Origin of the sequence: Streptomyces sp. NBC_01481 (assembly GCF_026339995.1) — a bacterium.
GTDB lineage: Bacteria > Actinomycetota > Actinomycetes > Streptomycetales > Streptomycetaceae > Streptomyces.
The window spans coordinates 463,062-488,543 of record NZ_JAPEPT010000003.1 but is presented as its reverse complement, the minus strand read 5'-3'; the positions used below and the strand labels follow the sequence as shown (position 1 = coordinate 488,543).

Annotated in this window: 23 protein-coding genes and 2 pseudogenes; 4 read left to right on the top strand and 21 right to left on the bottom strand. The window is 70.1% G+C overall.

What is annotated here, in order from left to right; all coding sequences use genetic code 11:
* The 5 genes from OOK40_RS18735 to OOK40_RS18715 all read right to left on the bottom strand — a co-directional run bounded on the left by OOK40_RS18735 (position 1) and on the right by OOK40_RS18715 (position 5,011).
* Positions 1-1,284: an aspartate aminotransferase family protein gene (locus OOK40_RS18735; protein WP_266482898.1), complete on the bottom strand. Its 1,284-nt coding sequence runs from the start codon at positions 1,282-1,284 to the stop codon at positions 1-3.
* Positions 1,281-2,123 carry a nitrilase-related carbon-nitrogen hydrolase gene (locus OOK40_RS18730; protein ID WP_266482895.1) on the bottom strand — a complete coding sequence of 281 codons (843 nt, stop codon included), beginning with the start codon at positions 2,121-2,123 and terminating at the stop codon, positions 1,281-1,283. Before OOK40_RS18730 ends, OOK40_RS18735 begins: the two co-directional genes overlap by 4 nt.
* Before the next feature lie 246 nt (positions 2,124-2,369).
* Complete coding sequence (locus tag OOK40_RS18725; RefSeq protein ID WP_266482892.1) at positions 2,370-3,968, bottom strand: hypothetical protein; 1,599 nt, start codon at positions 3,966-3,968, stop codon at positions 2,370-2,372.
* Between the two features lie 105 nt (positions 3,969-4,073).
* Positions 4,074-4,454: a PPOX class F420-dependent oxidoreductase gene (locus OOK40_RS18720; RefSeq protein WP_266482889.1), complete on the bottom strand. Its 381-nt coding sequence runs from the start codon at positions 4,452-4,454 to the stop codon at positions 4,074-4,076.
* Between the two features lie 299 nt (positions 4,455-4,753).
* Positions 4,754-5,011 carry a helix-turn-helix domain-containing protein gene (locus tag OOK40_RS18715; RefSeq protein ID WP_266482887.1) on the bottom strand — a complete coding sequence of 86 codons (258 nt, stop codon included), beginning with the start codon at positions 5,009-5,011 and terminating at the stop codon, positions 4,754-4,756.
* 55 nt (positions 5,012-5,066) lie between these two features.
* Here OOK40_RS18715 and map point away from each other — a divergent pair, with 55 nt between their 5' ends.
* Positions 5,067-5,834, top strand: coding sequence for a type I methionyl aminopeptidase (gene map, locus OOK40_RS18710; RefSeq protein ID WP_266482884.1), 768 nt, complete (start codon positions 5,067-5,069; stop codon positions 5,832-5,834).
* 26 nt (positions 5,835-5,860) lie between these two features.
* Here the strand turns inward: map and ggt are convergent, their stop codons facing one another.
* Positions 5,861-7,678 carry a gamma-glutamyltransferase gene (ggt, locus tag OOK40_RS18705; RefSeq protein WP_266482881.1) on the bottom strand — a complete coding sequence of 606 codons (1,818 nt, stop codon included), beginning with the start codon at positions 7,676-7,678 and terminating at the stop codon, positions 5,861-5,863.
* Positions 7,679-7,783: 105 nt separating this feature from the next.
* Here ggt and OOK40_RS18700 point away from each other — a divergent pair.
* A pseudogene (locus tag OOK40_RS18700) lies at positions 7,784-8,526 on the top strand (hypothetical protein).
* On the opposite strand, the gene OOK40_RS18695 reads toward OOK40_RS18700, so the two are convergent.
* Positions 8,523-9,818: a cytochrome P450 gene (locus OOK40_RS18695; RefSeq protein WP_266482877.1), complete on the bottom strand. Its 1,296-nt coding sequence runs from the start codon at positions 9,816-9,818 to the stop codon at positions 8,523-8,525. The pseudogene OOK40_RS18700 and the gene OOK40_RS18695 sit on opposite strands and share 4 nt — an antisense overlap.
* A 28-nt stretch (positions 9,819-9,846) precedes the next feature.
* Positions 9,847-10,389: a hypothetical protein gene (locus OOK40_RS18690; RefSeq protein ID WP_266482873.1), complete on the bottom strand. Its 543-nt coding sequence runs from the start codon at positions 10,387-10,389 to the stop codon at positions 9,847-9,849.
* A 166-nt stretch (positions 10,390-10,555) separates the two neighbouring features.
* Here OOK40_RS18690 and OOK40_RS18685 point away from each other — a divergent pair, with 166 nt between their 5' ends.
* Positions 10,556-12,145 (top strand): CocE/NonD family hydrolase, encoded by a 1,590-nt coding sequence (locus OOK40_RS18685; protein ID WP_266482869.1) that lies wholly within the window; start codon positions 10,556-10,558, stop codon positions 12,143-12,145.
* A gap of 46 nt (positions 12,146-12,191) precedes the next feature.
* Here OOK40_RS18685 and OOK40_RS18680 read toward each other — a convergent pair.
* From OOK40_RS18680 to OOK40_RS18625, 12 genes and pseudogenes are all read right to left on the bottom strand, one after another.
* Positions 12,192-12,326: pseudogene (locus tag OOK40_RS18680) on the bottom strand (amino acid ABC transporter permease); the annotation flags it as partial.
* Between the two features lie 302 nt (positions 12,327-12,628).
* Entirely contained in the window at positions 12,629-13,075 is a 447-nt protein-coding gene (locus OOK40_RS18675; protein ID WP_266482866.1) for a DUF6278 family protein, read from the bottom strand.
* 58 nt (positions 13,076-13,133) lie between these two features.
* A complete protein-coding gene (locus OOK40_RS18670; protein WP_266482861.1) occupies positions 13,134-13,913 on the bottom strand; it encodes an exodeoxyribonuclease III in 780 nt (259 codons plus the stop codon).
* Between the two features lie 44 nt (positions 13,914-13,957).
* Entirely contained in the window at positions 13,958-14,590 is a 633-nt protein-coding gene (locus OOK40_RS18665; RefSeq protein ID WP_266482858.1) for an MBL fold metallo-hydrolase, read from the bottom strand.
* Positions 14,591-14,634: 44 nt separating this feature from the next.
* Positions 14,635-15,933, bottom strand: a complete 1,299-nt coding sequence (gene pcaC / locus OOK40_RS18660) for a 4-carboxymuconolactone decarboxylase (RefSeq protein WP_266482854.1) — start codon at positions 15,931-15,933, stop codon at positions 14,635-14,637.
* A 36-nt stretch (positions 15,934-15,969) separates the two neighbouring features.
* Positions 15,970-16,548, bottom strand: a complete 579-nt coding sequence (locus tag OOK40_RS18655; RefSeq protein WP_266482852.1) for a hypothetical protein — start codon at positions 16,546-16,548, stop codon at positions 15,970-15,972.
* A gap of 2 nt (positions 16,549-16,550) precedes the next feature.
* Positions 16,551-17,711: an ROK family glucokinase gene (locus OOK40_RS18650; protein WP_266482849.1), complete on the bottom strand. Its 1,161-nt coding sequence runs from the start codon at positions 17,709-17,711 to the stop codon at positions 16,551-16,553.
* A 470-nt stretch (positions 17,712-18,181) separates the two neighbouring features.
* Positions 18,182-19,009, bottom strand: a complete 828-nt coding sequence (locus OOK40_RS18645) for an ATP-binding cassette domain-containing protein (protein ID WP_266482846.1) — start codon at positions 19,007-19,009, stop codon at positions 18,182-18,184.
* Positions 19,006-20,061 (bottom strand): ABC transporter permease, encoded by a 1,056-nt coding sequence (locus tag OOK40_RS18640; RefSeq protein WP_266482843.1) that lies wholly within the window; start codon positions 20,059-20,061, stop codon positions 19,006-19,008. Before OOK40_RS18640 ends, OOK40_RS18645 begins: the two co-directional genes overlap by 4 nt.
* Complete coding sequence (locus OOK40_RS18635) at positions 20,058-21,071, bottom strand: sugar ABC transporter substrate-binding protein (RefSeq protein ID WP_266482840.1); 1,014 nt, start codon at positions 21,069-21,071, stop codon at positions 20,058-20,060. The genes OOK40_RS18640 and OOK40_RS18635 overlap by 4 nt, the downstream gene beginning before the upstream one ends.
* A 128-nt stretch (positions 21,072-21,199) precedes the next feature.
* Positions 21,200-22,198: a substrate-binding domain-containing protein gene (locus tag OOK40_RS18630; protein ID WP_266482838.1), complete on the bottom strand. Its 999-nt coding sequence runs from the start codon at positions 22,196-22,198 to the stop codon at positions 21,200-21,202.
* A 142-nt stretch (positions 22,199-22,340) separates the two neighbouring features.
* A complete protein-coding gene (locus tag OOK40_RS18625) occupies positions 22,341-23,060 on the bottom strand; it encodes a GntR family transcriptional regulator (RefSeq protein WP_323136086.1) in 720 nt (239 codons plus the stop codon).
* Between the two features lie 155 nt (positions 23,061-23,215).
* Between OOK40_RS18625 and OOK40_RS18620 the strand changes: the two genes are divergently transcribed.
* Positions 23,216-24,220: a Gfo/Idh/MocA family oxidoreductase gene (locus tag OOK40_RS18620; RefSeq protein ID WP_266482836.1), complete on the top strand. Its 1,005-nt coding sequence runs from the start codon at positions 23,216-23,218 to the stop codon at positions 24,218-24,220.
* 65 nt (positions 24,221-24,285) lie between these two features.
* On the opposite strand, the gene OOK40_RS18615 is transcribed toward OOK40_RS18620, so the two are convergent.
* Positions 24,286-25,464 (bottom strand): cytochrome P450, encoded by a 1,179-nt coding sequence (locus tag OOK40_RS18615; RefSeq protein WP_266482834.1) that lies wholly within the window; start codon positions 25,462-25,464, stop codon positions 24,286-24,288.
* Between the last annotated feature and the right edge of the window lie 18 nt (positions 25,465-25,482).

The following is a 25,482-nucleotide window of genomic DNA, read 5'->3' as shown; positions in this document are numbered from 1 at the left end:
CTACGCCTTGTGCAGGGCCTGTTCGAGGATGACGGCGCCCTCTTCCGCCTCGGAGACGGTCAGTGAGAGCGGCGGGGCGATCCGCAGGACGCTGGTGTTGTGGCCGCCGCCCTTGCCGATCAGCAGGCCGCCCTCGCGCGCGGCCTCCAGGACGGCCGATGCCGCCTCCGGGTTCGCCTCGTCGGTGCCGGGCTTGACCAGCTCGATGCCGATCATCAGGCCGCGGCCGCGTACTTCGCGTACGGCGGCGACGCCCGCCCCGATGGCTCGCAGCCGCTCGATCAGCAGGCCGCCGACGCGGCGGGCGTTGCCCTGGAGGTCGTGCTCCAGCAGATACGAGAGGTTGGCGATGCCCGCCGCCATGGTGACCGGGGAGCCGCCGAAGGTCGAAATGGAGTTGGCGTCCAGGGAGTTCATGACCTCGGCGGATGCGACGACACCGCCGATCGACATGCCGTTGCCGATTCCCTTGGCGAAGGTGAGCATGTCGGGCGGCCCGCTGTCGGCGTGCGCCTGCCAGCCCCAGAAGTGCTCGCCGGTGCGGCCCCAGCCCGTCTGCACCTCGTCGGCGATCCAGAGGATGCCGTGCCGGTTCAGGACCTCGCGGAACGCGGCGTACAAGCCGTCGGGCGGGGATGTGAAGCCGCCGACGCCCTGGATGGGCTCGGCGATCAGCGCCGCGACCGAGCCCCGGGTCTGGCCGAGGATGTCCTCCAGGTCCGCGACGCAGGCCTCGATGAACTGCGCGTCGGACAGCTGGGCGTAGGGGCCGCGGGTGCGGACGCCGCCGTGCACGTACAGCGTCTGCAGCGGGGAGAGACTGGTCGGCGACCAGCCCCGGTTGCCGGTGATACCGACAGCCGAGAAGGACCTGCCGTGGTAGCTGTTGCGCATCGCCAGGACCTGGTTGGACCGGCGGTATCCGGTCGCCAGCAGCAGGGCGGTGTCATTGGCCTCGGTGCCGGAGGTGGTGAAGAAGACCCGGGCGTCGGGGATGCCGGAGAGGGTGGCGATCCGCTCGGCGAGCTCGACCATCGGGCGGTTGAGATACAGCGTGGACGAGTGGACGATCCGCCCGGCCTGCTCGCTGACGGCCTTGGTGACCTCGGGCAGGGCGTGGGCGGTCATGGTGGTGAGGATGCCGCCGAAGAAGTCGAGGTAGCGGTTGCCGTCCGCGTCCCAGACATGGCGGCCCTCACCGTGCGTGATCTCGACAGGCTGCTTGTAGTAGAGGGCGACCCAGTCCGGGATGACGGCCCGGTGCCGGTCGTACAGGCTGGTCACGGCTGCACCAGCCCCTCGTACGCGTCCGGGCGGCGATCGCGGTAGAAGGCCCACTGCTGGCGTACGACATCGATCAGGTCGAAGTCGAGGTCGCGTACAAGCAGTTCCTCCTCTTTGTCGCTGCCGACCTCACCGACGAACTGGCCCCGGGGGTCGACGAAATAGCTGGTGCCGTAGAAGTCGTTTTCGCCGTACTCCTCCTGGCCGACGCGGTTGATCGCGGCGATGAAGTATTCGTTCGCGACGGCGGACGCGGGCTGCTCCAGCTGCCAGAGGTATGCGGAGAGGCCACGCGAGGTCGCGGACGGGTTGTAGACCAACTGGGCGCCGTTCAGGCCCAGTTGACGCCAGCCTTCCGGGAAGTGCCGGTCGTAGCAGATGTACACCCCCACCCTGCCCACCGCCGTGTCGAAGACCGGCCAGCCCAGATTCCCCGGCTTGAAGTAGTACTTCTCCCAGAAGCCCTTGACCTGGGGAATGTGGTGCTTGCGGTATTTACCGAGGTAAGTGCCGTCGGCGTCGATCACCGCGGCGGTGTTGTAGTAGAAGCCCGCGCCCTCGACCTCGAACACCGGGACCACGATCACCATGCCGGTCTCGCGGGCGAGCTCCTGCATCCGGCGGACGGTGGGGCCGTCCGGGACGGGCTCGGCCCAGCGATAGTGCTCGGGCTCCTGGACCTGGCAGAAATAGGGAGCGTTGAATACTTCCTGGAAACCAATCACTTTCGCGCCCTGGCGGGCCGCCTCACGGGCGTGTTCCTCGTGCTTGGCAATCATGGATTCGGTGTCGCCGGTCCAGGTTGCCTGGACAAGTGCGGCGCGTACGACGTTGGCCATGAGCTGCTCCTTCGACGCGGGGTCAGAGACCCTCTACGCACGTAGATGCTTGCGTAGGAGGAGAACGTAAGCCCCGTCACACACTGGGGCAAGACCATCGTCGTTAACCGGCAGAGTCGATCATGTTTCACACCCGAGCGGTCCACACCGAACGGCTTCGGCCCGGGGTGTGTTGATCAGTCGCGGACCAGGCCCGGGGTCAGGCACGGGGCCAGGCACGGGATCAGGCCGCGGTTCAGGCGCGGGTCAGGCGCCGAGATGACCCGCTACACGCAGCGCGTGGACAAGATCGCGCTCGTGCGACGTGGAGATCGCGCGTGCGGCGTCGAGCAGCTGCGGCACCAGCCTGCGCGGGTCGCGGTCGGCGATCCTGACGGCGTCCTCGGCGGAGTGGAGCTGGACGAACGCGGTCAGTAAAGCCCGCGCCTCAAGATCGCGGCCCTCGTCCTCCAGGGCGAGCACGGCCGCGGCGATGTCGTCGGCGGGGCGGGTCACGCCCTGCCGCAGCAGCCGGCTGCTGTCGTCGGTGCGGCCGGCCGCGGCGAGTGCGCCCGCGGCTGCCGCAAGCCTTAAGGCCGGCTGTGATGCGGCCTCCCACAGCAGGGTGGTCCAGTCGGCGGCGAGGCCCGCGCGGTGCAGCTCGGCGGCGAATACGGGCAGCCAGGGGGCGGGCCGGGACGCCGCCTCGCAGATCACGGCGTGCGCCTCGCCGCTGCGGCCCTCGGCCCGCAGGCGCCCGAGCGTGGCGACGGTGTCACGGGCAGCCTGCCGAGCCCCGGCAGGGGGTTCGGGCGCGGTGGGCGCCTGCTGCTCCATGGGCCCGCCGCCGAACCGTGCCCCGCGGGGTGTGTCGCCGACGACGGGCAGCACGGGCACGGCGGCGACCTCGTCCCCGCTCCCCTCGACCCCGGCGAACCGGGCGCCGCGGGGGCGCCGCTTCTTCTTGCCGGCGGCGCGGTCGACGGGGTGCGCGGCCTCCGGAGCCGTCGGGTCCGCCTGGGCGGGCGGGCCGTCGTGGGGTGCGGCGGGCTGGGGCCGGAACCAGTCGTCGGGCAGCGCGGGTACGCCGAGGGCGGGGGCTTCGTGCGCGGGGCCCACGGGCGCACCCGGCTGCGGCGGCACGGTGGCAGCGCTGTTCGCGTCGTACGCCGGGCCTGTGGGCGCGCCCTGCTGCGGCACGGCGGCGTGGGCACCGGCCTCGTGCTGCGAGCCTCGCTCCCGGAGATCGGTCCAGCCGTCGGCTGCGGCACTCGGCGCCTCATACGCCGTACGCGCCGCGAAGCCCGACCACTCCTCCGGCTCCCCGCCGTGCTCGGGTCCAGCCGCCCGCGTCGCGTCCCCGCACAGTGCTGTGTGGCGGGCCCGCAGCTCGCTCACCCGGGCCTTCGCGCGGGCGTAGTCGTCGCGCGTCCACTCCAGTTCGTTGGCCAGCTGTTCCGCCGCCGCGCTGCCCTCCGGCTCCCCCGCCAGGCGGCGCAGCAACTCATCCGCGCGGCCCGTCGCGTACACCTCTTCCCGGAGCATCAGCTCCAGTCGCTCCTCCAGCGCCTCGCGGCCGCCGGGCAGCCGGTCGTGCGCCGCCGCCGAGTCCGCGTGGAGCTGGCGCGCGCGCACGGATTCCAACTCCGCGAACTGCCTGCCGCGCACCCCTGCCAGGTCCTGGAGCAGCGATTCCACCACGTCCCACGGCGGGATCTCGGTCCCGTCCAGACAGGCCCGCATGCCCTCGGGATCACGCGTCCAGAAGATTCCGTACCAGCCGCTGCCCGGGTCGATGAGCGCCGCGAGCCCCTTGAGGTATCGCGCGAACACGCCGGTCTCGACCGGAAGTTGATGCACCGTCATCGCTGCCGCCCCTGCCCCACCGTCGAATGGAACCTTCCAGTCTGGAAGCTTCCAGTCCGTAGGCATTCGACCGCAGCAGTGTTACGACGCTGTCACGCAGTGTTTTCAGATGGTCACCGCGATGCCAGTGTGCGGCCGCTTACCGAGCCGTACGACCATGGCCGGCCAGTCGACGAGCCAGAACTGCCAGGTGTATTTGCGGGAGAGCAGCTTGCGGATGGCGCCCGTCCCCTCGTCGTCCAGCAGCCGCGCCGTACCCTCCGCGCTCGGCGCACCCTCCGATACCCGGCCGCGCGCGTCGCAGACCGTGACGGCGACGCGGCTGTTGTTGCGCAGCCGCTTGACCTTCCAGGAGTCGGACCGGGTCCAGACGAACAGCTCACCGGCGTCCACCGCGAACCAGACGGGTGTTGACACGCCTGTCCCGTCCTTGCGGTAGGTGGTGAGGCTGACGTATCTGGCGCTGGCGAAGTCCTCGGCATTCACGCGGCGAGCCTACGCCGGGCGGCAAGCTGTGGGCCCTGCCGGGGGCTGTTCCCCGACCCGCCCTCCCCCAGACTCCGTCCGGGGGGACCCCCAACCTCCCCGCTCCTCAAACTCCCCCAGACTTCGTCCGGGGGGACCCCCAAGGGGCTGAATTTCAGCCCGTCCGGCGTTTGAGGACATGCGGCCGAAGGTCGCATACGGGGGTCTGGGGGCTTGCCCCCAGTTCGGGATGGGGGTACCTCCCACGGCCGCCAGGCCGTAGGGGGAGGGCGGGTCGGGGAACAAGCCCGCCGCAGGCGTCACGCCGCAGCCCGCGCCCCCGCGCAGCTCACCGCCAGCTCGTCCATGGACAGACCCAGCACCGCCGCCACCGCCGCCACCGTGAAGAACGCCGGAGTCGGCGCGCGACCCGTCTCGATCTTGCGCAAGGTCTCCGCGGACAGCCCCGCCGCCGCCGCCACCTCCACCATGCTCCGATCACCGCGCGCCCGCCGCAGCAACTGTCCGAGCCGTTCGCCGCGTTCGCGCTCTTCGGGGGTGAGAGGGGTACGTACCATGCCGTTATTCTAATGCCGGTATTTCAATACCGGAAGAACCGGTATAGTAATTGGCATGATGGAGATCAAAAGCGATACGTCGATCGACGCGATGCGCGAGGCGGGCCGCATCGTGGCCCATGCCCTCACCGCGGTCCGCGAGGCCGCAGCCGTCGGCGTCAGCCTGCGCGAGCTGGACGGCGCCGCCCGCGCGGTCCTCGCCGGGGCCGGAGCCGGTTCGCCCTTCCTCGACTACCGCCCCAACTGGGCGCCCATCCCCTTCCCCGCCGTCATCTGCACCTCCGTCAACGACGCGATCGTGCACGGCATCCCCGACCACTACCGGCTGCGCGACGGCGACCTGGTGAGCATCGACTGCGGTGCGACCCTCGACGGCTGGGTCGGCGACGCGGCCGTCAGCTTCACCGTCGGCCGCGCCCGCCCCGAGGACGTACGTCTGATCGCCACGGCCGAAGAGGCCCTGCAGGCGGGTATCGCCGCGGCCGTCGTGGGCAACCGCATCGGCGACATCGCCCACGCGGTCGGCCGGGTCTGCCGCTCAGCGGGATACGGCATCCCGGACGGCTTCGGCGGCCATGGCATCGGCCGCCAGATGCACGAGGACCCGGGCGTGCCCAACGAGGGCCGCCCGGGCCGCGGCATGCCACTGCGTCACGGCATGGCGCTCGCGATCGAGCCGATGGTGATCGGCGGCGGCACGGACGAGCACCACACGGCGGGGGACGGCTGGACGATCCGTACGACGGACGGCAGCCGCGCCTCCCACGCCGAGCACACGGTGGCGATCACGGACGACGGCCCGCGCATCCTGACCGCGCTCTAGGCCCTCGCCGCGCGCCAGTTGTTCAGTCAGCCGCCGGACGGATGGACGACCATCGCCGAACCCCCGCCCCTGCGCACCTTCTCCGCCGCGGCCAGCCAGCGCCCGTCGGGCAGTCGCTGAATGCCCGTGGCCGCGCCGATCTCCGGGTTCTGCCGGAAGGCATGGCCGATGGCTTCCAGTTCGGCGCGCAGAGTGCTGTTCCACAGCGCGGGCTCCAGCTCGGTGGTCGTCTGGTTGCGCTGGCTCGCGCGCGGCGCGGCGATCGCCTCGACCAGCGGCAGGCCCCGGTCCAGATGGCCCGTCAGCGTCTGCAGCACCGTCGTGATGATCGTCGCGCCGCCGGGTGAGCCGAGGGCGAGGATCGGGCGGCCGTTCTCGAGCACGATCGTCGGCGAGATGGACGAGCGCGGGCGCTTGCCCGGGCCCGGCAGATTCGGGTCGTGGACCGCGGGGTTCGCGGGGGCGAACGAGAAGTCGGTCAGCTCGTTGTTGAGCAGGAACCCGCGGCCCGGCACGGTGATGCCGCTGCCGCCGGTCGACTCGATCGTCAGGGTGTAGGCAACGACGTTGCCCCACTTGTCGGCGGCCGTCAGGTGGGTGGTGTTCTCGCCCTCGTACGTGGTGGGGGCGGCCGTTCCCGGCGTACCGCATGCCTCGGGCTTGCGCGGGTCGCCCGGAGCCAGCGGGCTGGTGAGCACCGCGTCGTCCTTGATCAGGCAGCCGCGGGAATCCGCGAAGCGCTGCGACAGCAGCTCCTTCACGGGCACGTCCTCGAAAGCCGGGTCGCCGACCCAGCGCCCCCGGTCGGCGAACGCGATCCGGCTCGCCTCGATGAAACGGTGCAGATACTGCGCCTGCGTGGCCTTCGAAAGGTCGCTCCGCTCCAGGATGTTGAGCGCCTCGCCGACGCTCGTGCCGCCCGAGGAGGCCGGCGCCATGCCGTACACGTCCAGACCGCGATAGGCGATCTTGGTGGGCGCGCGCCGGATCGTCTCGTACGACCGCAGATCCCTCGCCGTCAGATCGCCGGGGCGTACCTTGCGCGTCGTGCCCGCGGCCACGGGTGGCGTGCGGACCGTGCTGACGATGTCGTCGGCGATGCCGCCGCGATAGAGCGCGCCGACGCCCTTGCGGCCCATTTCCTTGTATGTGGCCGCCAGGTCGGGGTTCTTGAAGACGGTGCCGACCACCGGCAGCGCGCCGCCCGGCAGGAAGAGCTCCGCCGTGTCCGGGAAGTCCCGGAATCTCGCCTCGTTGGCCTGGGTCTGGGTACGGAAGGTGGCGTCGACGGTGAAGCCGTCCTTCGCCAGTCGCTCGGCCGGCTTCAGCAGCGTCCGCAGGGATCTGCTGCCCCAGGCGTCGAGTGCCGACTCCCAGGTCGCCGGGGTGCCGGGAGTGCCGACGCCGAGGCCGCTCGTCATGCCCTCCTCAAAGGGGATCGGCTTGCCGTTCTCCACAAAGAGGGAGGCGTCGGCGGTGCGGGGCGCGGTCTCGCGGCCGTCGATGGTGTGGACCGTGCGGGACTTGGCGTCGTAGTAGACGAAGAAGCCGCCACCGCCTATGCCCGCGGAGTACGGCTCGGTGACGCCGAGGGCGGCCGCCGTGGCCACCGCCGCGTCCACGGCGTTGCCGCCGCGCCGCAGCACCTCGATGCCCGCGGCCGAGGCATCGGCGTCGACGCTCGCGACCGCGCCGCCGTAGCCCACTGCGACGGGCGTCTTGACCGGGCTCCCGGCCGGTGGGGCGTGCGGGGGCGGAGCTGCCGCTCCGATCGAGACCACGGTCGAGACCATGGCCGCGGCAACGGCCAGAACCGGCACATTTCGTGCGGTTGAGCGACGCATCCGTACCTCCAGTCAACGTACGTCCGCGCACTGTAACTTCACCGCCACTGCCCCGTCAGGACCGCCTCGAACAATGGTCCGCAAACACCGCTAACATGCGCGCCCATGACTGACGACGTACGCAACATCGTGCTCGGCGTGTTGGCCGCCGGCATCAGCGCCACTCTCGGCTGGCTCGCCCGCACCTATCTGTGGCGGCGCAGACTCCGCCGCAAGCAGGACTTCTTCGGGCTGCCCGGGAATTCCGAGTCGCTGCTCGTCGTCAACCGCGAGGCCGGCCGGGACGGTTCCGTGCACCGCTTCGACGTCTTCGCGCTGCTCGAACTCTCCGCGCTGATCAAGGACTGCGGGGCGAACGCGCAGATCGTCTGGCACGACATAGCCCAGCAGGGCTTCGGCGAGCGTACGGAATTCTGCGTCGGCGGTCCGGTCTCGAACCGGCGGATGGCCGCGCATCTGCACTCGCTGCTCCCCGGCGTGAAGATCAACACGGATCCGGAGCCGGGCCCCGACCAGGGCGCGTTCCAGATCGGCCCGGAGCGCTACCGCATGGAGCCGGGTGTCGCGGAGTACGTCCTGCTCGCCCGGCTCACCGCGGGCCAGGACGCCCGGCCCGTCTTTCTCTTCTGCGGCCAGCGCGCCATCACCAACCAGGCGGCCACCCGCTATCGGCGCGCCAGCACGAGAAGCTCGCCCGCAAGCACGGCGGCAACTCCTTCTGTCTGCTGCTGAAGGTCGTCAACTCCCAGGCGTACGGCGCCGATGTGGTCGAGCTGGTCTCCGATGTGACGCGGACGGCACAGACTCCCGTCCCCGCCGCGCGCAGTTCCCACCGCGCCGCAACCTAGACGGTCAGCGGCAGCGACTTCACGCCATTGATGAAGTTGGAGACGAGCCGCCGCGGCGGGCCCGCCATCACCAGCGGCGGCAGCAGATCCATCGCTTCCCCGTACAGGATCCGCAGCTGGAGCCGGGCGAAGTGGGCGCCGAGACAGACATGCGGGCCGTCACCGAAGGAGACATGCGGGTTCGGGGAACGGCCGAGGTCGAGCCCGTACGGCTGGTCGAAGACCCGCTCGTCGTAGTTGGCCGAGGCGTGGAAGACGACCACCTTGTCGCCGCAGCGGATGTGCTGCCCGGCGAGCGTGGTGTCGCGGGTCGCGGTACGGCGGAAGCTGAGGACGGGCGGGTGGCGGCGCAGCAGCTCGTCGACGGCACGGTCCAGGTCCACATCGCCCGCCCGCAGCCTGCGCTGTTCGTCCGGGTGCTCGGCCAGCGTCAGAAAGCCACCGGGGGCGGCGCTGCGCACGGTGTCGTTGCCCGCGACTGTCAGCAGGAAGAAAAACATCTCCAGCTCCGCGTCGGAGAGTTCCGACTGCGCGAGCGAGGTCATGACGTCGTCGGCGGGGTTCCTGCGTTTGTACGCGGCGAGCTCCTGGGCGTAGCTGAACATCTCCTGGAGCATCGCCGGTGAGCGGGGGTTGACCGGACGCCCGTCCGCTCCGAGCACCGGCGGCTCGTCGGGGTCCTGGTAGGCGATGACGCGCTCGGTCCACTTCAGCAGCAGTCCGCGGTCGCTCTCCGGGACGCCCAGCAGATCGGAGAGGTTGAGCAGGGCGTAGTCGTCGGTGACGGCGGTGACCAGGTCGAAGGCGGGGCCGCTGTCCCGTGCGGCGGTGAGCAGTTGGCGGGCGCGGGCCCGCGCGGCCACGCCGAACCGGTCGATCCGTCCAGGGGTGAAGGCACGGCTCACCAGCCGTCGCAGGCGCCCGTGGTCCGGCGGGTCCTGGTTGAGCATCATGCGCCGGATGAAGGGCAGGTCGGCCGGGTCGGGGTCGCGGATCTGGGTGGCGCCGAGGTGGGAGGAGAAGGTCCCGGAGTCCTTGAGGACCCCGACCACGTCGGCGTGGCGGGTGACGGCCCAGAAGCCGGGGCCCGCGGGCCAGCCGAGGACTTCGTACTCCTGCTGCCAGGCGACGGGGTGGCGCTCGCGGAGCTCGCGGAAGGCGGCGTGCGGCAGACCGGCGGCGTAGATCCGCGGGTCGAAGACATCGGGCACGCCCGGACCGGTCTCCCTCGGACCGGGCTCCGTCGGACCGGCCAGACTCGGATCGGGCTCGCGCTCTTCGGGCCTCGTCATTCCTCCATTGTCGTACGCGGACGCCCGTCTACCGCGGCGCTTTATCCGTGATCGTGATCCCTGTCGGCGCGTACTGCCCGATGGCGTCCAGCAGTTCGGCCGGATCGACATCGAAGACCTGCGTCTCGAAACAGAGCCCGTCCCCACCCGGACGCTCCAGCTCGGGGCCGAGCCTGCGGTGCGCGGCCCGCAGTCGGCAGGTGCGCGGAAGCTTCCCGACGGGAGCCTCGCAGTCGACGAAGACGTAGCCGGAGGAGGCGCTCACCCCCCGGACCGCGGACCAGGGCACGGTTCTGGCGGGCCAGGCCGGCAGCCGTACGGTCAGTCCGTCCCCGTCGACCGTCAGCCCGAGCGGCCGCACGAGATGCGTGGCGCAGCTGACGGCGATGAGGGCGAGGGGCACGCCGAGCACCGACAGGGCGATCCCGCCCGCGGTGCCGTTGGGCCCTTCGACGATCGCCGCCACGGCGATGCCCCATACGACGAGCAGCACGAGCGCGGCGACGGGCACCCACTCCACCCGCCGTCTCAGCCGCAGTTGCAGTGTCGTCCGATCAGTCGTCGCGTCCACAGCGCGAGCGTGCCGCTCCGTCCGCCAGAACACCAGGGGCTCACGCGCCAACTGACACCACGTCCAATAATCGTTACCGTCGCGTAACTTACCGAGGAGTTACCTCAAGTAAGTCCTCAAGGTTACCGTCGGGTCACTTTGCAGTGACACGAGTGAGGAGTGACCCGTGGGACAGTCGCGCAAGGCCCTGCGTACGACCGCGATCGGTACGGTCTCCGTCGCGCTTCTCGCCGGACCGGCCGCCGGAGTGGCTCCCGCCGTCCCGATGGCCGGCAACCAGGCCCAATCCGCCACCGCGGACGTACGGTTCGTCGACATCACCGGTGACGGCGGCACCGTACTCAAGGCCAATGTCGTCACGCCCGCGGGCTCCGACGACACGCGCAGATACCCCGTGATCGTGCTGCCCACGAGCTGGGGACTGCCCCAGATCGAATACATCGCGCAGGCCAAGCAGCTCGCCGACTCGGGCTATGTCGTGGTGAGTTACAACACCCGCGGCTTCTGGCAGTCGGGCGGCACCATAGAAGTGGCCGGGCCGCCCGACATCGCCGATGCCTCCAAGGTGATCGACTGGGCGCTCGCGAACACCCCCGCCGACCCCGGCAGGGTGGGCATGGCCGGCGTCTCGTACGGCGCGGGCATCACCCTCCTTGCCGCCGCCCACGACAAGCGCATCAAGGCGGTTGCCGCCCTCAGCGGCTGGGCCGACCTGGTCGAGTCCATCTACAGCGGCCGCACCCAGCATGTGCAGGCCACCGCGATGCTCAGCGGGGCGGGGTATCTCACCGGCCGGCCGAGCGAGGAGTTCAAGCAGATCACGGCGGACTTCTTCTCCTCCAACCTCGCCAAGGAGCAGGAGCTGATCGACTGGGGGAAGAAGCGCTCCCCCGCCACCTATCTGGACCGGATCAACGCCAACGGCACGGCGATCATGCTCGGCAACGCCTGGGGCGACTCGATCTTCCCGCCCAACCAGTACGCCGACTTCTACGAGAAGCTCACCGGTCCCAAGCGCCTAGAGTTCCGCCCCGGCGACCATGCGACGGCGGAAGGCAGCGGTCTGCTCGGTCTGCCCAACGACACCTGGACCAGCGCCCATCGCTGGCTCGACCGCTACGTCAAGGGTGCCGACAACGGCATCGACCGCGAGCAACCGGTCCGCATCAAGTCCCGTTCCACCGGCGGATACGAGAACTACCCCGACTGGAAGTCGGTGGCCGCGACCGAACGGAAGATCGAGCTCGGCGGGTCCAAGCGGATCTTCGCCAATATCGACTCGGGCGCCAACGGCGGGGTCATCTTCCTGTCCAGCATCCTGGACCAGTTCGCCAAGCTGCCCCCGATGGCGTCGATCCCGCTGCTGCCGCGCCTCTTCGCCGCCGTCTGGAAGTCCGAGCGCTACGACTCCGAGCAGCAGATCCGCGGCACGGCCAGGATGCACACCACGGTCACAAGCACCAAGGAGAGCGGCACCCTCGTCGCATACCTCTACGACGTGGGCCCGCTCGGCCTCGGCAAGCTGGTCAGCAATGCGCCGTACACCTTCCACGGCATGACACCCGGGAAGCCGTTCGCCGTCGACCTGGAGCTCTTCTCCACCGCCTACGACGTCCCGGCGGGCCACCGTCTCGCCCTGGTCGTCGACACTGTCGACCCGCTCTACATCGAGCACAACCCGTCCGGCGCGCAGCTGACCTTCTCCTCGTCCGCAGCCGACCCGTCATATCTGTCGGTCCCGCTGCACGAGAAGTGATCACCGGCTGCCGCCGGGCGGGAATGGCCCTGAGCTGCTGCTCCCCCTACGGCCTGGGGGCCGTGGGGGGTCCCCCACCCGGCAGCAGCGTCCCTGGTCCGGCCGGAGCCGGATCCGCGGCCTTGGTATGCGGGGAGATCGCCATCACCACTGGGATGAACGGCACATCGTAGTCGAGATCCGGTGGTCGAAGAGGCTGCCGGTGGCAGGGTTTCCGCGCGGCGCGGGCGAGAGCGCCACGGCGTAGGGCGTGTTTCAGAAGTCGCGTCATGGGTCCTGCACCCCCCGTCAGTCCCGCGGCACGGGCACCTGTCCGTCGTACGTGTTGACGTCACGCAGCTCGATCAAAGGATCGACGACCATACGCTGACCTACCCACTCTCGGCTGTGTCGAGGTCAGCGCAAACTATCCAGCCGGACAAGGGACTTCACACTCGACACGCATAAATAGGGCATAAGCCGTATTAATGGAGTCTGCGCAGCTCAGGCCTCTGCGGCCTCTGCGTACACCTGAGACAGCTGAGGCGCACCGTTGACCGCCCAGTCCAGGCCCGCCTCCACCACGCTGATCTCCCGGCCGGAGGCGAGCTGCACCACGGGATGACCGCCCGGCCAGATGTGCCAGGCCGCCCCGGGGACCGTGCGGACGATCACGGTGCCGAGGTAGAGACCCGCGTCATTGCCCAGCCAGGGCAGCTCCTCGGGGTCGTCGCGCCAGCGCGGCGGGAGCTGGTCGAGGGCGGCCAACGAGGCGGGGCTGTCGTCCAGTTCGAGCCCGGCCTGCCCTGCTCGGACACGCAGCAGCTCACACTCCGAGAGCAGCTCGGCGATGGCCGCCTCGCGCTCCGGGTCGTACTCCGCGGCGGGCTCGCTCTGCACCTGCCCGGCGTCGTGCCGCTTGAGCCAGTTGTCCAAGAAAGGGATGTTCATACCACTCAGCCTCGCATCCCTGCCGCCCGGCGCACCACAGGGCGCGCGTCAACAAACGTCAGATGTCCAGGTCCACAACGACAGGCGCATGATCCGACGCGCCCTTGCCCTTGCGCTCCTCGCGGTCGACGTAACTGTCCTTGACCGCCTGGGCAAAAGGATCATTGCCGTAGACCAGGTCGATGCGCATGCCGCGGTTCTTGGGGAAGCTCAGCTGGCGGTAGTCCCAGTACGTGAAGGGGTGGTCGTACTTGAGGGGGCGCGGCACGACGTCGGTGAGGCCCGCCTTCTGGAGCGCGATGAGCGCCGCGCGCTCGGGCGGGGTGACATGCGTCTGCCCCTCGAAGAATTCGCGGTCCCAGACGTCGTCGTCGGTCGGGGCGACATTGAAGTCGCCGAGGACCGCGAAGGGGCGGGCCGCCGCCGCGTCGGAGGCGACCGCCGCCTTCAGCGCCTCGAACCACTGCAGCTTGTACGCGTAGTGCTCGTGCCCGGGCTCGCGGCCGTTCGGCACGTACACCGACATGGCGCGGACCGGGCCGCAGGTCGCGGCGATCGCCCGGGGCTCCTGCACCCCCTCGTACTCCGGGCCGCCGGGCAGGCCCTTGACCACGTCGTCGAGGCCGACCCGGGACACCAGCGCCACGCCGTTCCACCGGCCCGTGGCGTGGACCGCGGACTCGTAACCGAGCTCGCGCAGCTCGTCGGAGGGGAACTGCTCCTCGGTGGTCTTGGTCTCCTGGATGCACAGCACGTCCGTGCCGCTGTTCTCCAGCCAGGCCAGCAGGCGCGGCAGTCGGGCGGTGATCGAGTTGACGTTCCACGTGGCGATGCGCATGCGAAGAGCCTAGCCGGGCGGTCTGACAGCCGGGCCCGCGGCCGTCACAGGTCGGTCGTCGCGCCCGGTGTCAGCCTGCCGTGGTCCGTGCCGCCGAGCTCGCCGATCTGACGGTCGTAGATCGGCCGGGCGAGATCGGTGAGCAGGGCGTCGTGCACGTCGATGGCACGCCGCGGCTTCACCTCGCGCACGTAGTCGATGACCTCGGAGATCTTGCTCCAGGGGGCCTGTACGGGGAGCAGCAGCGTCTCGACCGGATGGTCGGGGACGGTGAGGGCGTCGCCGGGGTGGAAGACCGAACCGTCCACCAGATAGCCGACGTTGGTGATCCGCGGAATGTCCGGATGGATCACGGCGTGCAGCTCTCCGTGCACCTGCACGTCGAACCCGGCCGCGGTGAAGGTGTCGCCGTGGCCGACGGTGTGGACGCGGCCGGGGAAGGCCGCCGAGATCTTCTCGGCGACGCTGCGCAGGGTCCAGATCCCGGCGCCCGGGTTCGCCTCCATCGCGGCCCGCAGCCGGTCCTCGTTGAAGTGGTCGAGATGCTCGTGGGTCACCAGGATGACGTCCGCGCCGATGGCGGCGTCCTCTTCACTGAAGGTGCCGGGATCGATGACGAGCGTCTGCCCGTCCTTCTCCAGCCGGATGCAGGCGTGCGTCTTCTTCGTGAGCCTCATGGGCCCATCCTGCTACGCCATGCCGTCTCCGGCCGGTCAAGGGCTCAGGGGGTGGTCTCCTCCTGGATGACGGCGTGGGCCACGCGGAAGGCGGAGTTCGCCGCCGGGACGCCGCAGTACACCGCCGCGTGGATCAGGACTTCCTTGATCTCGGCGGGGGTGAGTCCGTTGCGCAGCGCCGCGCGGGTGTGGAAGGCGAGCTCGTCCAGGTGCCCGCCCGCGACCAGCGCGGTGAGCGTCACCACGCTGCGGGTGCGTCTGTCGAGGCCCTCACGGGTCCAGACCTCGCCCCAGGCGTAGCGGGTGATCAGCTCCTGGAAGTCGCCGGTGAAGTCGTCGGCGGCGGCCGTCTCCCGGTCGACGTGCGCGTCACCGAGCACCTCGCGGCGCACCTTCATCCCGGCGACGTACGGATCGGGGCGTCCCTGCTGCACCGCCTCGGGCTGCGCGGGCGAGGCGGGGGCGATCTCCCCGATGGGCGTGACCGGGGCGGACAGGGCGGGCGTGATCGGCGAGGCCGGGATCGGAGTCAGCCCCGTCGTTGAATCGGATGCGTTCTGCCAGGCGGTGGAGAAGTGGTGTACGAGGAGGTCGGTGACCGCGCCGGGCTGCTCGACGGGGGCGAGGTGCGATGCGCCCGGCACGAGCGCGAGCCGGGCGTCCGGTATGCCGGCCACCAGGGTGCGGGCCTCGGCGGGCCCTGTGACCTGGTCCTCTGAGCCGACCAGGACGAGGGTCGGGACGCCGACGTGGCCGAGTTCGCCGCGTACGTCGAAGGCCGCGAGCGCCTCGCAGGCGGCGATGTAGCAGCCGGGGTCGGTGGTGCGGACCATCTGGACCGCCCACTCGACGATGGCGGGCTGGGCGGCGGCGAAGCCGTGCGTGAACCAGTGCTCGGGCGCGCTGCGGGCCATCGGGTCCAGACCGTTGGTCCGCACGATCACACCGCGCTGGCGGAACTCGTCGGCGGTCCCGAACCGCGGCGAGGCGGCCACCAGCGCGAGGGAGGCCACCCGGTGCGGGTGGCGCAGCGCCAGTTCCACGCCGATCGCGCCGCCGATGGAACAGCCGGCGTAGCCGAAGAACTGGATGCCCAGCCCGTCGAGGGTCGCGAGCAGCCGGTCGGCGAGCTCGGCGACGGAGGTCGCGGGGTGGGCCGGGGCACCGCCGTGGCCGGGCAGATCGAAGCGGAACACCCTCCACCGTCGGGAGAGATCGGTTATCTGCCGGTCCCACATGTGCCAGGTGGTCCCGAGGGAGGGACCGAGGATGAGTACGGGTGCGTCGTCCGGACCGTCGATCCGGTACTGCAGGGTCTTCGGGGGCGTCTGCGTCTCACTCACGCGCTCCACGTTAATGACTGGAAGCACGGCCTCCGGTCAGGGGGTCGCTGTCGAGACAACAAAGACCATGGGACGGGAACTGTCGGTCAGATCGACGGTGATGTCCTGGGAGGGACGCGGGTCCTTCTGCGTATGGCTGGTGCCCGCCCACTCGCCCTCGCTCGCGCCGAAGCGCCAGGCGACGGTCTCGGCGTCACGCGCGCCGATGCTGACCCTGCCGTCGTCGAGCTGCGCGCGGCTCGTGCCGACGCCCTTGAGGAACTGGTCGAGCCCGGCGGAGGTCGTACGGAACTGCACGTACAGCCGGCTGGTCTTCCAGTTGCTCGTCTCGTAGTACGCGACCTGCGTGGACTTCTCCGGGATCGGCACCTCGAAGACGCGGCGCTTCATCTGGGAGGGCCAGGTGTTGCGCAGGCCGGTGGCCGAGGACTCCGACTCCTTGTCCCGCCCGCTGTCACGACTCTGCTCCGCGGAGATCACCAGATAGCCGGCCGGGATGCCGACGAGGAGCACGATGGTGATCGCCGTCAGCCAGCGACGGAGCACCATGTGGCGGTGGTTCTCAGGGGGGCGGACGCTCTCGTCCGTTGCGGTGGACTGGCGGGGCACGGTCATGACTACGGTTCCTGGGTGGGGCGGGTGGTGCCGGAGTTACGGATGGCCTGCGCATAGCGTTCGTAACGCTCGTGGCGCTCCACACGGCGCCGGTTGGCCCGGCGGAAACGGCGGGCCACGAGCCGCGCGAGGTCGGCCGCACCGACCATACCTGCCTCCGGGCCGAGCTCGGCCTTGACGATGCGCGCCTCGGGGCGGTAGCCGCGGCCCGTGAGGTGACGGCGGAAGGCGTCCCGGGCAGGGCCGATGAGCAGGTCGTCGGCCGCGCTGACACCGCCGCCGATGACGAAGCAGGACGGGTCGAGGGCGGCCGCGAGATTGGCGATGCCGATGCCGAGCCACTGGCCGATGTCCTGGAAGAGCTCGATGCACATGGCGTCGCCCTCGCGGGCGAGCTCGGTGATGACCGGGCCGGTGATCTCGGGGATGTTCCCGCCGACGCGCTCGATGAGGCCGTGCGCGACCGGGGAATCGGCGGCGGCGAGCTCGCGGGCCTCGCGCACCAGCGCGTTGCCTGAGCTGTACTGCTCCCAGCAGCCGCGGTTGCCACAGGGGCAGCGGTGGCCGCCGGGCACGACCTGCATATGGCCGAATTCGCCGGCGACGCCGTACTTGCCGCGCTTGACCCGGCCGTCCTCCAGGATCGCGCCGCCGATTCCCGTACCGAGGGTGATCATGACCAGGTGGTCCTCGCCGCGGCCCGCGCCGAAGCGCCACTCGGCCCAGGCGGCGGTGTTGGCGTCGTTGTCGACCAGGACGGGTACGGCGAGCCGGGCCGAGAGGGCGTCGCGCAGGGGCTCGTTGCGCCAGGCGAGATGGGGTGCGAAGAGCACCTTGGAACGGTCGGCGTCGACCCAGCCCGCCGCGCCGATGCCCACCGCGTGCACGTCATGCCGGTCGGACAGGTCGAGGACCAGCTCGCAGATGGTGTCCTCGACGACCTTGGGGCTCTTGGACTTGTCCGGCGTCTCCGTACGGACCTTCTCCAGGATCACACCGTCGGCGTCGACGACACCCGCCATCACCTTCGTACCGCCGATGTCGATGCCGACGGTGGGGACGCGCGGCGCAGTGAGGTGCGAGCGCCGCTCGCGGGTGCCGACGGTCTTCAGGACGGTGGCGCGGGCGGAGCCGCGGTGCGCGAAGTCGCGGTAGGTGCTCATGTCCCTGCGGGGTCTCGGGGGCGGGGCCGGTGGCTGTCATGTCCCCGGCGATGGGCAGCGCCCACCGGGGCCGATTCTGCCATCCGTCGGGGCGGGGCGCCGTTTCCTGGGGGCGGGGGCCGCTGCGCGGGGCTGTTCCCCGCCCCGCCCTCCCCCAGACTCCGTCCGGGGGGACCCCAACCTCCCCGCGCCCGCTTCGCGGCGCGAACTGGGGCTCCGCCCCAGACCCCGCGCCTCAAACGCCGGCGAGGCTGAAATTCTCCTGGTCGGCCTGGAAATTCAGGCCGACCGGCGGAAACATCCAGCCCGTCCGGCGTTTGAGGACATGCGGCCGAAGGTCGCATACAGGGGTCCGGGGCGAAGCCCCGTCGGGGGTCTGGGGGCCTACCCCCAGTTCGGGATGGGGGTACCTCCCACGGCCGCCAGGCCGTAGGGGGAGGGCGGGGTGGGGAACAGGCCCGCCGCAGGCGCTACGACGCCCCGCCCTCACCCTTCACCGGGTGGCCCCCCAGATGCGTCGGCACCGGCGCCCTCTCCAGCTCGTGCCTCAGGTCCTCCAGCTCGCTCCCGCCCGCCATCTGGCGCGTCAGCTCGTCCAGCGTCACCGAGCTCTTCGTGTGGCTGGCGGACATCGTGCCGCGCTTGAGCAGGATGAAGCGGTCCCCGACCAGATACGCGTGGTGCGGGTTGTGGGTGATCAGCACCACACCCAGCCCCGCATCCCGCGCAGCGGCCACATATTTCAGCACCACACCGGACTGCTTCACGCCGAGCGCGGCCGTCGGCTCGTCCAGGACCAGGACCTTCGCGCCGAAGTACACGGCCCGGGCGATCGCCACGCACTGCCGCTCGCCGCCCGAGAGCGTGCCGATGGGCTGGTCGACATCGCGCAGGTCGATGCCCATGCGCAGCAGCTCGGACCGGGTCGTCTCGCGCATCTGCTCGACGTCGAGGCGCGTGAAGGGACCGACACCCTTCGTCGGCTCGGAGCCGAGGAAGAAGTTCCGCCAGACCGGCATCAGCGGTACGACGGCGAGGTCCTGGTAGACCGTGGCGATACCGCGGTCCAGCGCCTCGCGCGGGCTGGCCAGGCTCGTCTGCTCGCCCTCGATGAGGAAGGTCCCGGCGTCGTGCTGGTGCAGACCCGCGATGATCTTGATCAGCGTGGACTTGCCCGCGCCGTTGTCGCCCAGTACGCAGGAGATCTCCCCGGCGTGCACCTCCAGCGAGACGCCCTCCAGGGCGCGGATGTTGCCGTAGTACTTACTGACGTTGTCGAGCTCGACGAGGGCCGTCATTTGCTTGCCTCCGCACGCTTGCGGACCCATGCGTTGAGCAGGGTGGCGAGAAGGAGCATCGCTCCCAGGAAGAACTTGAACCAGTCCGGGTTCCACTCCGCGTACACGATGCCCTTGCTGGTCATTCCGAAGATGAACGCACCGACCGCCGAGCCGATCGCCGAGCCGTAGCCGCCGGTGATCAGGCAGCCGCCGATGACGGCCGCGATGATGTACGTCAGCTCGTTGCCTACTCCTTCGCCGGACTGCACCACGTCGAAGGAGAACAGCAGATGCTGACCGGAGACCCAGGCGGCGAAGGCGACGCCCATGTACAGGCCGATCTTGGTCCTGTTGACCGGGACACCGACCGCGCGGGCCGCGTCCGCGCCGCCGCCGACCGCGAAGATCCAGTTGCCGAAGCGGGTACGCAGCAGAATCCACGTGGCCAGGGCGACCAGCGCGAACCACCACAGGATGGTGACCTTGAGGGTGACGTCTCCGAGGGTGAGCTGCGAGGCGAAGATCTTCTTCGCTGAGCTGAAGCCCTCCATGTCGGCGATGGACTTCGTGGAGACCGTGTCGCTGATCAGCTTGGTGAAGCCGAGGTTGAGGCCCGTCAGCATCAGGAACGTGCCGAGCGTGATGATGAAGCTGGGCAGTTTCGTACGTGTCAGCATGAAGCCGTTGAAGACCCCGATGGCCAGCGTGACCAGCAGTGAGACAAAGACGCCGACCCAGACGTTCGCCGTCATCTGGTAGCTGAACATCGAGGAGATCAGCGCGGAGCTGGTCACCAGGACACCGGCCGACAGGTCGAACTCGCCGCCGATCATCAGCAGCGCGACCGGTACGGCCATGATGCCGAGCGTCGATGCCGCGTACAGGACGGTGGACAGGCTGGACGCCTGGAGGAACGAGTCCGCGACGATCGAGAAGAAGATGAAGACCGCGACGGCGCCGACGACCGAGCCCAGTTCGGGTCTGCCCATCAGCTTGCGCAGGGGCGAGGTGCGCAGCAGCCGCTCGTCGCTCTTCTGTGGTGGTGTGGCAGGTGGTGCGGTCGCACTCATCGTGTCCCCCGCTCTGTGTATTCCTGCAGCTCGGCGGCGTCGGCCTTGGTGATGATCTGAGGTCCGGTCAGGACGGGCCGCCCGCCGCCGAGCATGTTGGCGTTGTACTTGTAAAGCCACAGCAGGTCCACGGCCTGGTACCCCTGGAGATAGGGCTGCTGGTCGACGGCGAAGCCGAGCGTCCCGGCCTTCAGTTCGGTGGCCACCTTGGCGTTGAGGTCGAAGGTGTCGACCTCGGCCGTGCTCTCGGCGGTCTTCTTCGCCTGGACTGCGGCGTCCGCGAACGGTGCGCCCAGCGTGACGACCGCGTCGATGGAGCGGTCGGCCTGGAGCTTGGCCTCGATGGACGCTTGGACGTCGGGCATGTTGGTGCCATCGACGTAGAGGTTCTGCAGCTCGCCACCGAAGGTCTTCTTGGCGCCCGCGCAGCGCTGTTCATGCCCGACGTTGCCCTGCTCGTGGAGCACGCACAGAGCCTTCTTGCGGCCGCGCTTGTCGAGTTCGTCGCCGACGGCCTCGCCCGCGACGGACTCGTCCTGCCCGATGTGGGTGAGCGCGCCGTACGCCTTGGACTGCTCTGAGCCCGAGTTGACGGTGATGACGGGGATACCGGCCTTCTCGGCCTTGGCGACGACTTCCTTCATCGCGTCGGGCTTGGCGAGCGAGACGATCAGTCCGTCGACCTTCTTGTCGATGGCCGCCTGGACGAGCTGGGCCTGCTGCTGGCCCTCGTCGTTGTGCGAGTAGAGGAAGTTGATGTTGTCCTTCACGGCTGCCTGCTCCGCGCCGCTCTGGACGATGTCCCAGAAGGTGTCGCCGTCGCCGGAGTGGGTGACCATCGCGAAGGTCCAGCGAGGGGTGGTGACCGCGGACTTGCCGGCCGCGGCCTGCGCCTTGCGGGCGTCGGCTGCGCGCTTGCCGCCCGTGCTGCTGCATCCCGCGAGTGAGGCTCCGAGTACCGCCGCCAGCACCGCGCCCAGCGCGCGTACCCCTGTCCTTGTCCTAGCCACGACGCCGTGCCCTTCTTGCCGTACTCGCTGTGCTTCTCGGTGCGGCCGGGGGGCGTGATGACGCGCCCCGGCCGCCCAAGTATGTGTCACAGCAGGTCGGAGGGTTGGCACCGGGTATACCGCGTACGTCATCGGGTTCCGTCGGCGGTGAGCTTCTCCAGCGCGGGCACATCCTTCTCGGTGACCAAGGCGGGACCGGTGAGGATCGGCTTGCCGCCGCCGATCACATTGCCGTTGACCTTGTTGAGCCACAGCTCGTCGATGGCGAGATAGCCCTGGAGGTAGGGCTGCTGGTCCACGGCGAAGCCGATCTGCTTGGCCTTGAGCTGCTTGACCACCTCGGCGTTGAGGTCGAAGGTGTTGACCTCGGCGCCGGAGCCCGCGCCCTCCTTGGCCTTGACCGCGGCGGCCGCGATGGGGGCGCCGAGGGCGACGACGGCGTCGATGTCCTTGCCCGCCTGGAGTTTGGCCTCGATGGACGAGGTGGTCGCGGGTGTGTTGGTGCCGTCGACATTGAGGTTCTCGACGGTGCCCTTGAAGGTCTTCTTCACACCGGCACAGCGCGCTTCGAGCGAGACGTTGCCCTGCTCGTGGATGACGCAGACGGCCTTCTTCTTGCCGCGCTTGTTGAGCTCCTCGCCGATGGCCTCGCCCGCGACGGACTCGTCCTGGCCGATGTGGCTGAGCGCGCCGAGCGACTTGGAGAACTCGGCGCCGGAGTTGATCGTGACGACGGGTATGCCTGCCGCGACGGCCTTCTTGACGACGTCCTGGACTGCTTCCGGCTTGGCGAGGGTCACGATGATGCCGTCGACCTTCTGGTCGATGGCGGCCTGCACGAGCTGGGCCTGCTCCTTGCCCTCCTTGTTGGCCGAGTAGAGGAATTCGACGTTGTCCTTGCGGGCGGCCACCTTGGCGCCGCTCTGGACGATGTCCCAGAAGGTGTCGCCCTCGCCGGAGTGCGTCACCATTGCGATCTTCAGACGTCCGGTGGTGGCGGGAACGCCTCCTCCACCGTCCTTGGAGGGGCTGTCCTTGGCCTCCTTGCCGCCGGAACTGCTGCATCCGGCGACAACGACCAGGGCACTTGCGGCGAGCAGGGCTGCTGCCGTGCGGGTGGTACGCATGGTGGGTCCGCCTTCTCTCCCGGCCGCCCGATTGCGGCTGGGTGAGTTTTTACGGCGGCCACGCGACCCCGTCAAGACTTTGTCCGAACATTCTTACGCGAAAGACATTCTTACGTGACCTGCCCCGGGCCTCCCGGGGCCGTCAGGGACGCACGAGGAGCTGGAACTCGAAGGCGTAGCGCGAGGCCCGGTAGATGTGCGAGCCGAACTCGACAGCGCGGCCGGTGTCGTCGAAGGTGGTGCGCTCCATCGTCAGCAGCGGAGCCCCGGTCGCCTCGGTGAGCAGCTCGGCCTCGAGCTCGGTGGCGGCCCGTGCCCCGACCGACTGCCTGGCGCTGTGCAGGGTGATCCCCGCGGATCGCATCATCCGGTACAGGCCGGTTGCCTCGAGCCGCTCGGTGTCGCAGTCGAAGAGGCCCGCGGGCAGGTGGTTGCGCAGCCTGGCCATGGGCTCGCCGTGGGCAAACCGCAGCCGCTCGATCAGCTGCACGTCGCTGTCCTCCGCCACCCCGAGAGCGGCCGCGACCTCGGCACTCGCCGGTTCCACGGCATTGCGCAGCACGATGGTGGCCGGGCGCTGGCCGGCCGCCTCCAGGTCGTCGTAGAGGCTGCTGAGCTCCAGCGGGCGCTTGACCTGGCTGTGCACCACCTGGGTGCCGACGCCCCGGCGGCGCACCAGCAGGCCCTTGTCGACGAGGGACTGGATGGCCTGGCGGACGGTCGGGCGGGACAGGCCGAGCCGGTTGGCCAGCTCTATCTCGTTGCCGAGCAGGCTGCCGGGAGTGAGGGTTCCTCTCTCGATGGCGGATTCCAGCTGCTGCGACAGCTGGAAGTAGAGCGGGACCGGACTGGTGCGGTCCACGCTCAGCTGGAGCGACAGGGACGGGTCCGTCACGTGTCTGGGCTGCTTGGGCACGGGGTGAGCGTAGTCGCACGGAATGTTGACGGGAAGTCGTGAAGTTCGGTTGTCAGGACAAAGTCTTGACATGGCGACCGGCCCGCCGCCACCTTTGGGCCATGCGCATCGGATTGATCGGAACGGGACGTATCGGCACTTTCCACGCGGGCGTGCTCAGCCGCCACCGGGAGGTGGGTTCACTGGTCGTGGCGGATACCGACGCGGCGCGGGCGGCCGAGGTCGCCGAGCGCACCGGGTCCACCGCCGCGCCCAGCGCCAACGAGATCTTCAAGTGGGGCGTCGACGCCGTCGTGATCGCCTCCGCCACCGCCGCCCACGCCGACCTCATCGCCCGGGCCGCCCGCGCCGGGCTGCCCACCTTCTGCGAGAAGCCCATCGCCCTGGATCTGCCGGGCACGCTCGGCGCCCTGCGCGAGGTCGAGACCGCGGGCACCCAGCTCCAGCTGGGCTTCATGCGCCGCTTCGACGCGGGGTACACCACGGCCCGCGAGCTGGTGCACTCCGGACGGCTCGGCCGGCTGCACACCGTACGGGCCATCACCTCCGACCCGGCGCCGCCGCCCGCCGCGTATCTGCCGCTCTCCGGTGGCCTGTACCGGGACTGCCTGGTCCATGACTTCGACATCCTGCGCTGGGTGACCGGCCGGGAGGTCGTCGAGGTGTACGCCACCGGCTCGGACGGGGGCCCCTCGATGTTCCGCGACGCGGGCGACGTCGACACGGCGGCCGCGGTGCTGACCCTGGACGACGGGACGCTGGCCACGGCGACGGCCACCCGGTGCAACGGCGCGGGTTACGACGTACGCATGGAACTCGCCGGTGAGCTCGACCAGGTCGCGGTCGGCCTGGACGACCGTACGCCGATCACCTCGACCGAGCCGCAGGGCCCGCCGCCCGCGACCAAGCCGTGGCCGGGCTTCCTGGAGCGGTTCGCCCCCGCGTACGAGGCGGAGCTGGACACCTTCGTCCGGATGGTCCAGGGCGAGGCCGAGAATCCCTGCGACGGCCGCGAGGCGCTGACGGCGCTGCGGATCGCGGAGGCGTGCGAGCTGTCCCGCCGCGAGCACCGGCCGGTCCGACTCGAGGAGATCCCGGCGGACTGAGCGCGCGATCCCGGTGGACCGAGCGCGGCAGTGAGGCCGGACCCGAGCCTGGGCCCGGCCGCGGGCTACCAGCTCACCGGCAGCCGCCGCACGCCGCGCATCAGCAGACCCGGCAGCCAGTCGAGCGGGCCGCCGGAGGGATCCAGCGCCAGGTCCGGGCAGCGTTCCAGCAGGGTGCGGATCGCGATGCGGGCCTCCATACGGGCCAGCGGCGCCCCCAGGCAGAAGTGGATACCGTGCCCGAAAGCGAGATGGCCCCGGGTGTCCCGCCGGATGTCGAAGCTGTCCGGGGCCGGATAGCGGGACGGGTCGCGGTCGCCCGCGGCGAGGCCGACCAGCACCGTCGCGCCGGCCGGGATCACCCGGTCCCCCACCGGGACCGGCTCGGCGGCGAAGCGCGTTGTGCCGTTCTCCACGGGGCCGTCGTAGCGCAGCATCTCCTCGACCGCACCCTCCAGGAGTCCGAAGTCCGCGCGCAGGGCGGCCAGTTGGTCGGGGTGGGTGAGCAGGGCCCGTACGCCGTTGGAGATGAGATTGACCGTTGTCTCATGGCCGGCGATCAGCAACAGATAGGCGAGCGCCCGCAGTTCGGCCGCCGAGAGCCGGTCGTCGTCCTCGGCCCGGGTCCGTATGAGGGCGGAGAGCAGATCGTCGGCGGGCCCGGCGCAGCGCTTGTCCTCGATGAGCTCGTCGAGGTATGCGGCCAGGCCGTGGATGGCGTCCGCCTCGGCATTCGCTCCGGTCGGGGCCACGACCTCGTTGGACCACTTGCGGAAGGCGTCGCGGTCGGCGGCCGGGATGCCGAGCAGCTCGCAGATGACGATGATCGGCAGCGGGAAGGCCAGCGCGTCCAGCAGATCGCCGTGCCCGGCCGGCAGCATCGCGTCCAGCAGATCGTCGGTGATCTGCTGAATACGCGGGCGCAGGCTCTCCACCCGCCGCCCGGTGAATTCGCGCGTCACGAGCCTGCGCAGCCTGCTGTGGTCGGGCGGGTCCAGGACCAGCAGATTCGGTCCAATGACCTCCTCGTCCAGCATCATCGCGCCTACCGTGGCGGGCGACTTGGACAGCCGCGGGTCGGCGAGCGCGGCCCGCGCCTCCTCATGACCGACGATCAGCCAGAACAGCTCGCCGCCCGCCATGCACACCTCGTGGACGGGGCCCGACTCGCGCAGCCGCGCGTAGTACGGATACGGATTCGCAGTGAACTCCGCTCCGTACTCCCCCAGATCAACGATTGTCATCACGCCAGCGTACGTCCG